This window comes from Streptomyces sp. NPDC023157 (assembly GCF_055560575.1).
This window is the reverse complement of the sequence record NZ_JBVHIL010000004.1, coordinates 168,017-181,229: the sequence shown is the minus strand read 5'-3', so window position 1 is coordinate 181,229 and position 13,213 is coordinate 168,017. Positions and strand designations below refer to the sequence as shown.

Genomic DNA, 13,213 nt, shown 5'->3' with positions numbered 1-13,213 from the left:
TAGTTTGCGTAGCCACTCTGCATTCCCCACTGAGATTCCTGAGGAAGATTTTCTGATGAAGCAGTCTGCCGCCAAGACGCTCGGTGTCGCCGCCCTCGGTGCCGCTTTCGCCGCTGCCGCCGCCGGCACGGCCTCCGCCGCGCCCTCGCTGCCGCTCGGCGCCGACGCGCTCGGCACGGTCACCAGCATCGTGCCGCTCGGCGAAGACGTGACCGACCTCCCTTCCGGCGTCGCCGAGACCCTCGGGGCCGGCCAGGGCGCCCTCAACGTCGGTGCCGAGCAGGGTGTCGGGACGCTCCCGCAGATCACCGACCAGGCCGGCAAGGCGCTCCCGCCGGTCACCGAGCAGGCCACCAAGGTCCCCATGGACGGCGTGCAGACCGGCCTCGCCCACACCCCCGCCGGCCAGCTCACCGGCCTCCTCGGCGGCCTCCCGGTCGGCCAGCTCACCGGCGGCCTCCCCACCGGCGGCCTGGGCCTGCCGGTCTGATCCCCGGGGCCCCCGGGCCCCCGGCCCCCTGGGCCCCCGCCCCCCCGGATCCCGCCGGATCCCCCCGTACGACGCCTGAGGGCGCCCCTCCCGGACCGGGAGAGGCGCCCTCAGGCGTGTGTCACGCGTATGTCAGGCGTACGTGGCCGGTGTGCGGGCCGCCTACCAGGCGGTGCTCGGCGACTTCTCCGCCGGCAGCAGCACCCACAGCGCCAGGTAGAGCAGGAACTGCGGGCCGGGCAGCAGACACGACACCAGGAAGATCAGGCGCATCGTCCCCGAGGAGATGCCGAAGCGCCGTGCCAGCGCCGCGCACACTCCGCCGATCATGCGTCCGTCACGGGGGCGGGCAAGTGCGGCCATGGTGGGCTCCTTCGGAGTCTCGCGGGGGCCGCTTCGTCGGGCCCCCGATGTGACTCCATCCTCGTGCCCGGCCCGGGGACAAAGCGTCGGTCTACGGGGCGATCCCGACCCTGGGAATCGTCGGGGTCGCCCCCTGGGGGGAACGCCCCCGTCTCCTCCCCGAGGAGGACCGCGCCCCCGACCTGCGGCGGAGCCGCGCCCGCCCGGCCGGGACCACGAGCAGATGGGCGAGGGCCACGCCCGCGGTGTTCAGGAGCACCGAGTCCACGTCCACGACCTGCCCCGGCACCGCCGTCTGCAACAGCTCGATCGCCGTCGACAGCAACGCCCCCGCCGCCGTCGTACGGACCAGCGACGCCCACGGCGACACGGAGAGCCGCCCGTCGGCCATCGGCAACAGCACCCCGAGCGGCGCCAGGAGCAGCAGCCCCCCGGCGATCCGCCGGACCGCCTCGGCCGGGCCGAGCGCCAGATCGACCCTGATCCCGGCCAGCGGGGTCAGGTTCGGCGCGGTCACCCAGGCCACGTCCCGTGGGCGGAGCGTCACCCAGGCGACGAACAGCAGATGGGCGACGAGAAGGGCGAACCCCGCCGCACGCACGACCACGGCGGCACTGCCGCCCGAACCGTCGGAATCACCCGAACCTTGACGCTGCACGCCCCCCAAGACGCGCGCCCCGGCGGAATCGGTTCCGCCGCCCCGAAGACCGAGGTCAGGGGCGCGCCGGAAGCCGATGAGGAAGCGGGGGGAGGGGAGCGGGGGCAGGGGAGCGGGGGCAGGGGCCGTGATCGGCGGCCCGGGCTCGGGAGCCCCGCGCCGGAAGCCGCGACCGACGAGCCGCGCTCAGGAGGCCGTCGGCGTGCCCGGTGAGCCGATCGGGGCCGTCGGCACCGTCGAGTCCGGGCGTTCCTTCAGTTCCTGCGTGCACCGGTAGCGACGCGGCTCGTACGCGCCCGGGCCGCCGAGGACCACCGTGTCCTCGCCCGCGCCCGCCGCGCTCTCCGCGAAGGTGCACACGATCTGCGCGAACGCCGTCGGCGGCAGGTCCTCCGGCTGGCGGCTCAGCCGCAGTGTGCCCTTCGGGTCGCCCCGGTGGCCGGCGGTCACCGCGAGCGGGCCCTTCACGGCCGTGGCGAAGCCGGCCTGCCGCTCGTCCTCCGACGGCTCGCCCTCCAGCTGCGCGAGCAGTGCGGAAGCCGTGCGGACGGGATCGCCGACGGCCTTCTCCTCCGGCAGCGGCGAGCGGCGGTCCACCCGCTCCAGCTGTGCCCCGCACAGCAGGTACACGCGCAGCGGCACGCCCTGCGTGCCGGACGCCTCCGATTCACCGCTCACGTCGCACGGCACCCGCGAGGGCGCCGCGCCCGCGTCCACCGGCACCGAGGTCGTCCTGATCCCGCAGCCGGAGACGAGCCCGGCGGCAAGGGCCACGCCCATGACGAGCAGGGCACCCGTACGGTGACGTCTCAACGCTCCTCCACCTCGCCCTGGCTGCTGCGGGTCTGCAGCTCGCGCGCGATCCCGGAGCCGTCCCGGGGCAGTCGCAGCACGAACACCGCGCCGTCCACCCGGCCTTCCTCGTCCGTCGAGTTGGCGGCGCTGATCGAACCGCCGTGGATCAGCGCGTTCTCCATGGCGATCGACAGGCCGAGGCCGCTGCCCTCGGAGCGCGGCCGGGAGGCGCTCGCCTTGTAGAAGCGGTCGAAGACGTGCGGCAGGACCTCCACGGGGATGCCGGGCCCGTGGTCGTGCACCGCGATGACCAGGTCCTCGCCGGGCTCGCCGCGCTCGCCGTCCTCACCGGTCTCGCGGCCCCCGCCGTCGCCGCCGTCACCGCCCTGCTCGCCGTGCTCGGGCGTCTCGGTCCGCACCGAGACCCGCACCGGCGAACCGCCGTGCTTGAGCGCGTTGCCGATCAGGTTGGCCAGGATCACGTCGAGCCGGCGCGGGTCGAGGCGCGCCACGATCCCGCGCTCGGCGTCCAGGTCCACCGCGTCCAGCCAGGCCCGCGCGTCGATGCAGGCGGTGATCTGGTCGGCGATGTCCACGTCGTCGAGGACGAGCCGCGCGGTGCCCGCGTCGAAGCGGGTCACCTCCATCAGGTTCTCCACCAGGTCGTTGAGCCGCCGGGTCTCGCTGACCACCAGCGCCACCGCCGGGGCGATCATCGGGTCCAGCGTGTCCTGCTCGTCCTCCAGGACCTCGGTGACGGCCGTCAGAGCGGTCAGCGGGGTACGCAGCTCGTGCGACATGTCGGCGACGAAGCGACGGCTCGCCTCGTCCCGGGCGCTCATGTCCGCGACCCGCTTCTGCAGCGATTCGGCGGCGCCGTTGAACGTACGGGAGAGGTCGGCCAGTTCGTCGGTGCCGGAGACCTGCAGGCGGGTGTCCAGCTTGCCCTCGCCGAGCTGCCGGGCGGCCTCGCCGAGCCGCTGCACCGGCCGCAGCACGGTGGCGGCGGCGACCTGCGCGAGCAGCACCGAGCCGATCACCGCGAGCCCGGTGGCGATCCCGAGGGACCAGGACAGGGAGTTGAGGTCGGCCTTCTCCGCGGCGAGCGACTTGAACATGTAGCCGGTCGGCCCGCCGCCGTCGATCTTCGTCCCGCCGACCAGGAACGGCGTCGAGCCGCGCTGTGTCCGCTGCCAGAACAGGTGGTACGGGAAGTCGTTGGCGTCCGTCACCGGCCGCTTGGTCTCCACCGCGGTCTGCAGCGGACGCGGCACGTCAGCGAGCGTGAAGGCGTCCGGGTCGGAGGCGCCGACGATCGGCTTGCCCGCGTCGCGCTCCCCGATGAGCAGCACGCTGTAACCGGCGCTGCCGCTCGCCATCTGCTCGGCGGTGCGCCGCAGCTCCTCCTCGGTGGGCCGCGGCGGCAGCGTCGCCGCCCGGTTCTGCATCTCCTGCCGGAAGTCGTTGAGCGCCCCGTTCTGGGTGCGGGTGAGCACCGCCTCGCGGTTCAGCCAGTACGCGATGCCGGAGGCGGCGGCGGCAGCGGTGAGCGCGACGAGGGCGAACACGACGACGAGCCGGAGCCGCAGGCTGGTGAGCCGGAGCCCCGCGATGATCCCTTTGCTCACGCAGGGACGTCCAGCCGGTAACCGACGCCCCGCACCGTGCGGATCAGGGTCGGCGAGGACGGCACGTCCTCGACCTTGGCGCGCAGCCGCTGCACACAGGCGTCCACCAGGCGCGAGTCGCCCAGGTAGTCGTGTTCCCACACGAGCCGCAGCAACTGCTGGCGCGACAGGGCCTGTCCGGGCCGCCGGCTCAGCTCCAGGAGCAGCCGCAGCTCGGTCGGGGTGAGCTGGAGGTCCTCGCCGTTCTTGGTGACGGTCATCGCCGAGCGGTCGATGACCAGCGAGCCGAAGCTGGCCGAGTCGGTCGACTCCCGCTCGCCGCGCCGCAGCACGGCCCGGATCCGGGCGTCGAGCACCCGGCCCTGGACGGGCTTGACCACGTAGTCGTCGGCTCCGGACTCCAGGCCCACGACCACGTCGATGTCGTCGCTGCGGGCCGTGAGCAGGATGATCGGCAGCTGGTCCGTCCGCCGGATCCGGCGGCACACCTCGAAACCGTCGATACCGGGCAGCATCACGTCCAGCACGACCAGGTCGGGCCGCTGTTCCTTCAGCAGCTTCAGGCCGTCCTCTCCCGTCGCCGCGGTGGCCACACGGTGGCCCTGGCGGGACAGGGAGAGTTCGAGGGCCGTGCGGATGGCGTCGTCGTCCTCGATCAGCAACAGGAAAGGCACGGACTCATTCTGTCCCATCGGCCGTCCGAGTTCGACCGTCCGGCCGTGAGGCGGTGCGACCCCCCGCCTGTGACACGCCTGTGACAGTCGGGGGACACCGCGATGAAGTGGGCCGGGCAGGCTTTTCGACATCAAGGACCTACGGACTCCGAACGACGGGGGGCGCGGAATGAACGCACTGCACAGCACCACCTCAAGCGCAGTTGTCACGCGTCTCCACGACGTCACGCGGAGCACGGAGAAGTCCGGCGCGGTGAACGGACGGGGGTGCGTTCGCGGCGTCGGGCGTCAGTACAAGGCGCCGTACATGGTCGCCGTGGCTGACGGGGCAGCGGTGTACGGGGAGGTCACGGGGGAGCGCTCCGGTTGTTCGGAGGCCGAGTTCACGGCCTACGTCCAGGAGCGCCGGGCCTCCCTGTACGCCACCGCCTACCACCTGACCGGTGACCGGTTCGAGGCCGAGGACCTGCTGCAGAGCGCGCTGTTCTCCACGTACCGCGCCTGGGACCGGATCAGCGACAAGGCCGCGGTCGGCGGCTACCTGCGGCGCACCATGACCAACCTGCACATCAGCGCCTGGCGCCGGCGCAAGCTCAACGAGTACCCGACCGAGGAGCTCCCGGAGACGGTGGGCGAGACGGACGCGATGCGGGGCACCGAGCTGCGCGCGGTCCTGTGGCAGGCCCTGGCCCGGCTGCCCGAGCTCCAGCGCACGATGCTGGTGCTGCGCTACTACGAGGGCCGTACGGATCCGGAGATCGCGGAGATCCTGGACATCAGTGTCGGCACGGTGAAGTCGAGCATCTGGCGCTCGCTGCGGAGGCTGCGCGAGGACGAGGTGCTGAGCTTCGGCCGTGACGAGGAGGAGTCCTTCGGGCAGCTTGTCGCCTGAAGGCGGTACGGGGGACCACGGGGGAAACGGGGGACCACGGGGGAAAACGGGGGACCGTACGGGGGTAACGGGGTAACCGGGCGACCGGGTACGGGGGAGAACGGCGAGGGCCGGACAGGATCGGGGGATCCTGTCCGGCCCTCGGCGCGTTCGGCGGGCGTTCGGCGCGCGGGCGACCGGATCGGCCGGTCGGCCGGGTCAGCGGGTCGCGGGGGTGCGGCAGCGGCCGGCCGCGGCGGCGGCCAGGCGGCCCAGGGCCTCGTCCTTGGCGCAGGGGTGGGCGCCCAGGGCGGTCTGGCGGGCGACGATGGAGCGCTCGGCGCGCATCAGGCGCCAGCCGCGGCGCAGCAGGAAGGGCACCGACTTGCGGCCCTCCTTCAGGTCGCGGAGCAGCCGGCGGCGGAAGGTCGTCGACGGGCGGCCGCGCAGGCAGAGCGCGTCGGCGAGGACGCCGAGCTCGCGGCAGCGCTCCACGATGTCGGCGGCGAAGATGCCCTCCGCGACGAACAGCGGGGTCCGCTCGATGTCGAGCGTCTCGTGGTCCACGCGCGAGCTGGTGGCGATGTCGTACACGGGGACGGCGGTCCGGCCGCTGCGGCAGAGCTCGACGATCGCGGCGACCGCCGCGTCCCCGTCCCAGGAGAGCGGGGAGTCCCAGTCGATGTCCGCGCTGCCCTCGACCAGCGGCAGCGTGGGGTCGTCGGCCTCCTTGTAGAAGTCGTCGAGGCGCAGCACCGGCAGTCCGGTGACGGCGGCGAGGGACGACTTGCCGGAACCTGAGGGGCCCGCGAGCAGGACGACACGGGTCGGGATCGGTTGGGAACTCACGGGACACCAGTGTGAACCATTACCCCGTAAAGGGGACCACCGAGGCGGCCCGTTGGTATCGAGCATCACACCTCCACTACTGTCTGTGCCCGCTCGCTCACTTTACGGAAGGATCTTCATGGCACGGCACGCACAAACCCGGACCACCCGCCGCGGCGCCCTGTTGAGGGCCGGACTCACCGTCACCGCGGCCGGTGCGGCGGTGCTCGGCGCGGGCGCCGCGGGGGCTCAGGCCGCCGCCCCGCTGCCGCTCCCGGTCGACTCGCTGACCCGGACGGACGCCGCCGCCGCCGGCGCGGGCGCCGTCGAGGGCGTCGGCCAGGGCGTCGCCCCGCTGACCCGGCTCCAGCTCGACCCGCTCGCCAACACCGGCGTCGACCCGCTCGACAACGGACTCGGCACCCAGATCGCCGACTTCAAGCCGGTCGGCACCAACCTGGTCACCGACCACGTCACGAAGGGCGGGGCGCTGGCCGACCTTCCGGTCGCGGGGCCGCTGACCCAGGGGCTGCTTCCGTAGCGCCGGCGGCGACGGCCGCGACGGGCGCCTCGGGCGCGGCCTCGGGGGCCGCGCCGGGGCCGGCCCGGCGGGACCTCTCGTACGGGACGCCGGTACGGCGACGGCCCCCGGGGTGTCCCCGGGGGCCGTCGCGCGCGGTGCGGGCCGCCGTCAGTACGAGGAGCCGCTCGCGCCCAGCGAACCCGTCGGGTGCCAGACCGTCTTCGTCTCCAGGAACGCGGTCATGCGGTCCGTGCCCGGGGACGCGGTGAAGTCCTCGGTGCGCGGGCGCAGGACGCGCTTCAGGTTGTCCGCCGCCGCGATCTCCAGCTCGCGCGCCAGGCCGGCGTCCGCGCCGGTCAGGTCGATCGCGTTGACGTCCTGGTGGGCCGCCAGGTGCGGGCCCATCTCGGCGGCCTTGCCGGAGAGCAGGTTGACCACGCCGCCCGGCAGGTCGGAGGTGGCCAGCACCTCGCCCAGGGACAGTGCCGGGAGCGGGGCCTTCTCGCTGGTGACGACGACCGCCGTGTTGCCGGTCGCGATGACCGGGGCGATCACCGAGACCAGGCCGAGGAAGGACGACTCCTGCGGGGCGATCACGGTGACGACACCGGTCGGCTCCGGGGTCGACAGGTTGAAGTACGGGCCCGCCACCGGGTTGGCGCCGCCCACGACCTGGGCGATCTTGTCGGTCCAGCCCGCGTACCAGACCCAGCGGTCAATCGCCGCGTCCACGACCGCCGCCGCCTTCGACTTCGACAGGCCCTCGGCCTCGCCGACCTCGCGCACGAACTGGTCCCGGCGGCCCTCCAGCATCTCGGCCACGCGGTAGAGGATCTGGCCCCGGTTGTAGGCCGTCGCGCCCGCCCAGCCGCCGAAGGCCTTGCGCGCGGCGACGACCGCGTCACGGGCGTCCTTGCGGGAGGAGAGCGGCGCGTTGGCCACCCAGTTGCCCTTGGAGTCCGTCACCTCGTACACCCGGCCGCTCTCGGAACGGGGGAACTTGCCCCCGACGTACAGCTTGTAGGTCTTGAAGACGTTCAGCCGCGTCTGCTGCTCAGACATCGAGGTAGGCCTCCAGACCGTGACGGCCGCCCTCGCGGCCGAAGCCCGACTCCTTGTAGCCGCCGAAGGGCGAGGTCGGGTCGAACTTGTTGAACGTGTTGGCCCAGACGACCCCGGCGCGGAGCTTGTTGGCGACCGCGAGGATCCGCGAGCCCTTCTCCGTCCAGATGCCCGCCGACAGGCCGTACTGGCTGTTGTTGGCCTTGGCGACGGCCTCGTCGGGCGTACGGAAGGTCAGCACCGACAGGACCGGGCCGAAGATCTCGTCGCGGGCCACGGTGTGCGCCTGCGTGACGCCCGTGAAGAGCGTCGGGGCGAACCAGTAGCCGGCCGACGGGAGCTCGCAGGCGGCGGACCAGCGCTCCGCGCCCTCCGCCTCGCCCCGCTCGACGAGCGAGGTGATCCGGGCCAGCTGCTCCTCGGAGTTGATCGCGCCGATGTCGGTGTTCTTGTCGAGCGGGTCGCCCAGGCGCAGGGTGCTCAGGCGCCGCTTCAGCGAGTCCAGCACCTCGTCGTGGACCGACTCCTGGACCAGCAGGCGGGAGCCCGCGCAGCAGACCTGGCCCTGGTTGAAGAAGATGCCGTTGACGATGCCCTCGACGGCCTGGTCGATGGGGGCGTCGTCGAAGACGATGTTGGCGCCCTTGCCGCCCAGCTCCAGGGTGAGCTTCTTGTCCGTGCCCGCCACCGACTTGGCGATGGCCCGGCCGACCGCGGTCGAACCGGTGAAGGCGACCTTGTTCACGTCCGGGTGCTCGACCAGGGCCGCGCCCGTGTCGCCGTACCCGGGAAGGATGTTGACGACGCCCTTGGGCAGGCCCGCCTGACGGCAGATGTCCGCGAAGAACAGGGCGGACAGCGGGGTCGTCTCGGCCGGCTTCAGGACGACCGTGTTGCCGGTCGCGAGGGCCGGGGCGATCTTCCACGCCAGCATGAGCAGCGGGAAGTTCCACGGGATGACCTGGCCGGCCACGCCCAGCGGGCGCGGGTCCGCGCCGTAGCCGGCGTGGTCCAGCTTGTCGGCCCAGCCCGCGTAGTAGAAGAAGTGCGCGGCGACCAGCGGGAGGTCCGCGTCGCGGGTCTCCTTGATCGGCTTGCCGTTGTCCAGGGTCTCCAGGACGGCCAGCTCGCGGCTGCGCTCCTGGATGATCCGGGCGATCCGGAAGAGGTACTTGGCGCGCTCGGAGCCGGGCAGTGCCGACCACTTCTCGAAGGCCTTCCGCGCCGCCTTCACCGCGCGGTCCACGTCCTCGGTGCCCGCCTGGGCGACCTCGGACAGGACCTCCTCGGTCGACGGGGAGATGGTCTTGAAGACCTTGCCGTCGGCCGCCTCGACGAACTCGCCGTCGATGAACAGGCCGTAGGAGGGTGCGATGTCGACGACGGACCGGGACTCGGGCGCCGGCGCGTACTCGAATGCAGATGCCATGTTGATCAGTCCACCGTCACGTAATCGGGGCCGGAGTAGCGGCCGGTCGCCAGCTTCTGACGCTGCATCAGCAGGTCGTTCAGCAGGCTGGAGGCACCGAAGCGGAACCAGTGGTTGTCCAGCCAGTCCTCGCCGACGGTCTCGTTGACCAGGACCAGGAACTTGATGGCTTCCTTGGTGTTACGGATGCCGCCCGCGGGCTTCACGCCGATCTGGACGCCGGTCTGGGCGCGGAAGTCGCGCACGGCCTCCAGCATCAGGAGCGTGTTGGCGGGGGTGGCGTTGACCGCGACCTTGCCGGTCGAGGTCTTGATGAAGTCCGCGCCGGCCATCATGCCGAGCCAGGAGGCGCGGCGGATGTTGTCGTACGTGGACAGCTCGCCCGTCTCGAAGATCACCTTCAGGCGGGCGCGGTCGCCGCACTCCGCCTTGATCGCGGCGATCTGCTCGTAGACCTTCAGGTAGTGGCCGGCGAGGAAGGCGCCACGGTCGATGACCATGTCGATCTCGTCGGCGCCCGCGGCGATGGCGTCGGCCGTGTCGGCCAGCTTCACCGGCAGCGCGGCGCGCCCGGCCGGGAAGGCGGTGGCGACCGAGGCGACCTTGACGCCGGAGCCCGCGACGGCGGCCTTGGCGGTGGCCACCATGTCGGGGTAGACGCAGACGGCGGCGGTCGTCGGGGTGGTGCGGTCGGTCGGATCGGGGTTGACGGCCTTGGCGGCGAGCGCCCGGACCTTGCCCGGGGTGTCCGCGCCTTCGAGCGTCGTCAGGTCGATCATGGAGATGGCCAGGTCGATGGCGTAGGCCTTGGCCGTGGTCTTGATCGAGCGGGTACCGAGGGACGCGGCGCGCGCCTCCAGGCCGACGGCGTCGACGCCGGGCAGCCCGTGGAGGAAACGGCGCAGCGTGCTGTCGGACGCGGTCACGTCGGCGAAAGCGTGTGCTGCGGTTGCAGTGGTGGGCATGGTCACCAGTCGAGCATATCTACGCGCGTAGCGGCCTGTACAGGGGGCCGCTCGGACGAGCGGGTGAAAGCGCAGGTGGGTGCGGGGGAGCGGTGGGGCGGGTGAGGTCTGTCACATGCCTGTGACACGGAGCGGACAGGTCCCTCACCCGAGATCCATAACGTTGCTTCCGCAGCCAGCCAGAACTCACCGGCCCCGACCGAACGAGATGTCAGCGGCATGCGGCTCTTCCCACCCGACCTTTCTGACTTCACGGGAGTCGTTATGCGCACCGCCCTCCGCACCGCCGTCGCCACCGCCCTCCTCACGGGCCTGGCGATCACCCCGGCCGTCGCCACCGCGAGCGCCTTCGCGGCGGACGGCCCGTCGGCCACGGCGGCGAACGACGGCACCCTCGTCCGGACCGAGACCCTCGCCGACGGCACCGTCGTCAAGGTCTACCGGCTCGGCCCGGCGTCCTACCGCGCCGAGGCCTTCGTGAACGGGCAGTCGGTCGGCGCCATCGACGCCAACGGGCGCCCCGCGGCGAGCAACAACAACGGAGCCTTCCTCGTCCTCTTCGAGGACGGCCGCACGGTCTCGTGGGCGGGCAACAACGCCCACGACACCCCGCTGGGCCTGTACCGGCTGGCCGACGGCACCGTCCTGGAGCTCGGCAAGAACCCGAAGGACGGCCGCCTCGGCCTCCAGCTGGTCGAGAACGGCAAGGGCCGCGGCTTCACCTACACCCACGACCCGGTGCGCACGGTGTGGACGTACGGGAAGGCCGTCGTCGTCCTGGGGTCCGGCGGCGGCGAGTTCGCCGCGTACCTCCCCGGCTCGGCCCGGCAGGCCGCCCCGGTCTTCCTCGGCAGGAACACTCCGAAGCCCACCCCGTCCCCGGAGAAGCCCCGCCCGCCGGCCCGGATCATCAGCGGCCCCACCACCGTCGCCCCGTGCACCGTCACCGAGGTCATCGCCTCGGTCTACGGCGGCGGCTGGACCGTCGCCCTCACCCACGACCTGAAGAAGGGCCCGAAGGCCGTCCTCAAGGACGAGAAGGGCAAGGTCCTGGAGACGGTCGACCGCGCCCACCCCGGCCCGACCGGACTCGGCATGAAGATCGAGCGGCCCGGCACCCGCGCCCCGCGCTTCGGGCAGCACACCAACGGCGGGGACACCGCGCCGTACCAGTGGAACGACTTCCCGAAGCTGCCGAAGGACTGCGGCAAGAAGCCCGCCACCCCCGCGCCCACCACCGGCACGGGCGCCGGCACCCAGGGCGGTCAGACCTCCGTCGTGCCCAAGGGCGGCGTCGCCGCCGGGGCCGAGTTCGGCACCGTCGAGCAGGGCAACGACACCGCGCTGCTCGCCTCCGGCGCCGGAGCCGCCGTGGTCGTCGCCGGCCTCGGGTTCACCGCCCGGCGCCGCCGCGCCGCCACCCGCGGCTGACACCGGCCCCGTACCTCCACCTCCCACACCTCCACCTCCCACGCCCCACCCGTGACACCCCACACCCCTACGGCGGGCCGCCCCTCCTCCTCGGCGGCCCGCCGGACCCCGTTCCCGTCTCCCGGAGCACGCCCATGAACCGCCGCCCCCTCCTGCTCACCCTCGCCGCGGCCGCCGTCGCGCTCGCGGGCTGCGCCGCGCCCGCCGAGGCGCCCCAGGGGCCCGCCGTCCCGGCCCCGCGGGTCACGGCGACCGCGGCACCCGCGCCGGCCGCGCAGCTCGCCACGGCGCCGATGCCGCGCTCGAAGCCGGTGCGCGTGCGGGTGCCCGCGGCGGGCGTCGACGCCGGGCCGCTGCTGGACCTCGGCCTCAACCCGGACGGCACGGTCCAGGTGCCCACGGTCGCCCAGGCCGACCGGATCGGCTGGTACGACAAGGGCGTCACGCCCGGCGAGACCGGCCCCGCCGTCCTGATCGGGCACTTCGACACCGCCGAGGGGCCCGCCGTGCTCAAGGACGTGGCGAGGATCCGCGTCGGCGACCGCGTCACCGTCACCCGCGCCGACGGCACCGACGCCGTCTTCCGCGTACGCGAGCTGGAGCAGGTCGGCAAGAACGCCTTCCCGACCCGCAAGGTGTACGGGGACACCCGGCGGCCCGAGCTGCGGCTGATCACCTGCGGCGGCGAGCTGGTCGACGGCCACCGCCCCGACAACATCGTCGTGTACGCGGATCTGGTCACCCGAGCCGCGTGAGCCGAACGAGGAGCGCTGAGGCACAATCGGCCCCATGACGACCCCCGAGCCGCCCTCCCAGCAGCCCTCCGAGCCCGCCTCCGCCGACCGCGTCTACCGGTCCGGCATGGGCATCGCGGGCGGGGTCACCCTGCTCGTCCTCGCCGCGCTCCTCGGCGGCGACTCGCTGTTCCGCGGCGAGGGCCGCGTCCCGTGGATGGCGCTCGCCGGTCTGGTCCTCGTGGTCCCCCTGATCGTCGCCTTCACGATCCGGCCGGCCGTCTTCGCCAACGACGAGCGGCTGCGGATCCGCAACCCGTTCCGCAGCATCGTGCTGCCCTGGGGCTCGGTCGCCGACATCCGCGCCAGCTACTCCAGCGAGGTGTTCACGCAGGACGGCGCCACGTACCAGCTGTGGGCCATCCCCGTCTCCCTGCGCCAGCGCAAGCGCGCCGCCCGCCAGGCCGCGCGCGCCTCCCAGGACGACCCGCACGGCCGCTCGTCGGCCACCGCCGACGTCACCGACTCCAAGGCCCGGACCGCCCCCGCCGACCAGACCGTCGCCGATCTGCGCGATCTGGCCGAGCGCCGTGGCGGGCGCCCCGAGGCGCAGGGCGCGCCGCAGATCCGCTGGGCGTACGAGATCATCGCGCCCGCGGCGGCCGGGCTCGTGCTGCTCATCGTGCTCTCCGTGACCGGCTGAGGCGGGTCCGGACCGAGCCGTCCACCCGAACGGCCGAGGGCCGGGTGCGCACCTCACGG

At 73.1% G+C, this 13,213-nt stretch carries 15 protein-coding genes; 6 read left to right on the top strand and 9 right to left on the bottom strand.

Annotated elements, in window-relative coordinates:
* The first annotated feature begins 55 nt into the window (after positions 1-55).
* Positions 56-490 carry a hypothetical protein gene (locus tag ACZ3ZE_RS15770; RefSeq protein WP_467259411.1) on the top strand — a complete coding sequence of 145 codons (435 nt, stop codon included), beginning with the start codon at positions 56-58 and terminating at the stop codon, positions 488-490.
* Between the two features lie 162 nt (positions 491-652).
* Here the strand turns inward: ACZ3ZE_RS15770 and ACZ3ZE_RS15765 are convergent, their stop codons facing one another.
* The 5 genes from ACZ3ZE_RS15765 to afsQ1 form a co-directional block, all read right to left on the bottom strand.
* Positions 653-853, bottom strand: a complete 201-nt coding sequence (locus tag ACZ3ZE_RS15765) for a PspC domain-containing protein (RefSeq protein ID WP_361175803.1) — start codon at positions 851-853, stop codon at positions 653-655.
* A 91-nt stretch (positions 854-944) separates the two neighbouring features.
* Positions 945-1,460, bottom strand: a complete 516-nt coding sequence (locus ACZ3ZE_RS15760) for a VanZ family protein (protein WP_361175806.1) — start codon at positions 1,458-1,460, stop codon at positions 945-947.
* 237 nt (positions 1,461-1,697) lie between these two features.
* Positions 1,698-2,324, bottom strand: a complete 627-nt coding sequence (locus ACZ3ZE_RS15755; protein ID WP_442305013.1) for a hypothetical protein — start codon at positions 2,322-2,324, stop codon at positions 1,698-1,700.
* Positions 2,321-3,934: an ATP-binding protein gene (locus ACZ3ZE_RS15750; RefSeq protein WP_467259408.1), complete on the bottom strand. Its 1,614-nt coding sequence runs from the start codon at positions 3,932-3,934 to the stop codon at positions 2,321-2,323. Before ACZ3ZE_RS15750 ends, ACZ3ZE_RS15755 begins: the two co-directional genes overlap by 4 nt.
* Positions 3,931-4,608 carry a response regulator transcription factor gene (gene afsQ1, locus ACZ3ZE_RS15745; protein WP_205628185.1) on the bottom strand — a complete coding sequence of 226 codons (678 nt, stop codon included), beginning with the start codon at positions 4,606-4,608 and terminating at the stop codon, positions 3,931-3,933. Before afsQ1 ends, ACZ3ZE_RS15750 begins: the two co-directional genes overlap by 4 nt.
* A 169-nt stretch (positions 4,609-4,777) precedes the next feature.
* Between afsQ1 and ACZ3ZE_RS15740 the strand changes: the two genes are divergently transcribed.
* Complete coding sequence (locus tag ACZ3ZE_RS15740) at positions 4,778-5,500, top strand: SigE family RNA polymerase sigma factor (RefSeq protein WP_361175812.1); 723 nt, start codon at positions 4,778-4,780, stop codon at positions 5,498-5,500.
* Between the two features lie 198 nt (positions 5,501-5,698).
* On the opposite strand, the gene ACZ3ZE_RS15735 is transcribed toward ACZ3ZE_RS15740, so the two are convergent.
* Positions 5,699-6,394, bottom strand: a complete 696-nt coding sequence (locus ACZ3ZE_RS15735; protein WP_361175815.1) for a uridine kinase family protein — start codon at positions 6,392-6,394, stop codon at positions 5,699-5,701.
* 52 nt (positions 6,395-6,446) lie between these two features.
* Between ACZ3ZE_RS15735 and ACZ3ZE_RS15730 the strand changes: the two genes are divergently transcribed.
* Positions 6,447-6,848 (top strand): hypothetical protein, encoded by a 402-nt coding sequence (locus tag ACZ3ZE_RS15730; RefSeq protein WP_361175818.1) that lies wholly within the window; start codon positions 6,447-6,449, stop codon positions 6,846-6,848.
* Between the two features lie 150 nt (positions 6,849-6,998).
* Here ACZ3ZE_RS15730 and ACZ3ZE_RS15725 read toward each other — a convergent pair whose 3' ends face one another.
* Genes ACZ3ZE_RS15725 through deoC form a run of 3 tightly spaced genes read right to left on the bottom strand, consistent with a single transcriptional unit; the run spans position 6,999 to position 10,286 of the window.
* Positions 6,999-7,892: an aldehyde dehydrogenase family protein gene (locus tag ACZ3ZE_RS15725; RefSeq protein ID WP_361175821.1), complete on the bottom strand. Its 894-nt coding sequence runs from the start codon at positions 7,890-7,892 to the stop codon at positions 6,999-7,001.
* Positions 7,885-9,321 carry an aldehyde dehydrogenase family protein gene (locus tag ACZ3ZE_RS15720; RefSeq protein ID WP_361625456.1) on the bottom strand — a complete coding sequence of 479 codons (1,437 nt, stop codon included), beginning with the start codon at positions 9,319-9,321 and terminating at the stop codon, positions 7,885-7,887. Before ACZ3ZE_RS15720 ends, ACZ3ZE_RS15725 begins: the two co-directional genes overlap by 8 nt.
* Before the next feature lie 5 nt (positions 9,322-9,326).
* Positions 9,327-10,286: a deoxyribose-phosphate aldolase gene (gene deoC / locus ACZ3ZE_RS15715; RefSeq protein WP_329423373.1), complete on the bottom strand. Its 960-nt coding sequence runs from the start codon at positions 10,284-10,286 to the stop codon at positions 9,327-9,329.
* 264 nt (positions 10,287-10,550) lie between these two features.
* Here deoC and ACZ3ZE_RS15710 point away from each other — a divergent pair, with 264 nt between their 5' ends.
* The 3 genes from ACZ3ZE_RS15710 to ACZ3ZE_RS15700 all read left to right on the top strand — a co-directional run bounded on the left by ACZ3ZE_RS15710 (position 10,551) and on the right by ACZ3ZE_RS15700 (position 13,154).
* On the top strand, positions 10,551-11,717 hold the full coding sequence (locus ACZ3ZE_RS15710) for a hypothetical protein (protein ID WP_467259406.1): 1,167 nt from the start codon (positions 10,551-10,553) through the stop codon (positions 11,715-11,717).
* 134 nt (positions 11,718-11,851) lie between these two features.
* On the top strand, positions 11,852-12,472 hold the full coding sequence (locus ACZ3ZE_RS15705) for a class F sortase (RefSeq protein WP_361625450.1): 621 nt from the start codon (positions 11,852-11,854) through the stop codon (positions 12,470-12,472).
* 34 nt (positions 12,473-12,506) lie between these two features.
* Positions 12,507-13,154, top strand: a complete 648-nt coding sequence (locus ACZ3ZE_RS15700; protein WP_361175834.1) for a PH domain-containing protein — start codon at positions 12,507-12,509, stop codon at positions 13,152-13,154.
* Positions 13,155-13,213 lie beyond the last annotated feature (59 nt).

Bases quoted from the DNA above. Each gene is read 5' to 3' on its own strand.
- ACZ3ZE_RS15770 (WP_467259411.1), top strand. From the start codon at position 56: ATGAAGCAGTCTGCCGCCAAGACGCTCGGTGTCGCCGCCCTCGGTGCC.
- ACZ3ZE_RS15765 (WP_361175803.1), bottom strand. From the start codon at position 853: ATGGCCGCACTTGCCCGCCCCCGTGACGGACGCATGATCGGCGGAGTG.
- ACZ3ZE_RS15740 (WP_361175812.1), top strand. From the start codon at position 4,778: ATGAACGCACTGCACAGCACCACCTCAAGCGCAGTTGTCACGCGTCTC.
- ACZ3ZE_RS15735 (WP_361175815.1), bottom strand. From the start codon at position 6,394: ATGCTCGATACCAACGGGCCGCCTCGGTGGTCCCCTTTACGGGGTAAT.
- ACZ3ZE_RS15730 (WP_361175818.1), top strand. From the start codon at position 6,447: ATGGCACGGCACGCACAAACCCGGACCACCCGCCGCGGCGCCCTGTTG.
- ACZ3ZE_RS15725 (WP_361175821.1), bottom strand. From the start codon at position 7,892: ATGTCTGAGCAGCAGACGCGGCTGAACGTCTTCAAGACCTACAAGCTG.
- ACZ3ZE_RS15720 (WP_361625456.1), bottom strand. From the start codon at position 9,321: ATGGCATCTGCATTCGAGTACGCGCCGGCGCCCGAGTCCCGGTCCGTC.
- deoC (WP_329423373.1), bottom strand. From the start codon at position 10,286: ATGCCCACCACTGCAACCGCAGCACACGCTTTCGCCGACGTGACCGCG.
- ACZ3ZE_RS15710 (WP_467259406.1), top strand. From the start codon at position 10,551: ATGCGCACCGCCCTCCGCACCGCCGTCGCCACCGCCCTCCTCACGGGC.
- ACZ3ZE_RS15705 (WP_361625450.1), top strand. From the start codon at position 11,852: ATGAACCGCCGCCCCCTCCTGCTCACCCTCGCCGCGGCCGCCGTCGCG.
- ACZ3ZE_RS15700 (WP_361175834.1), top strand. From the start codon at position 12,507: ATGACGACCCCCGAGCCGCCCTCCCAGCAGCCCTCCGAGCCCGCCTCC.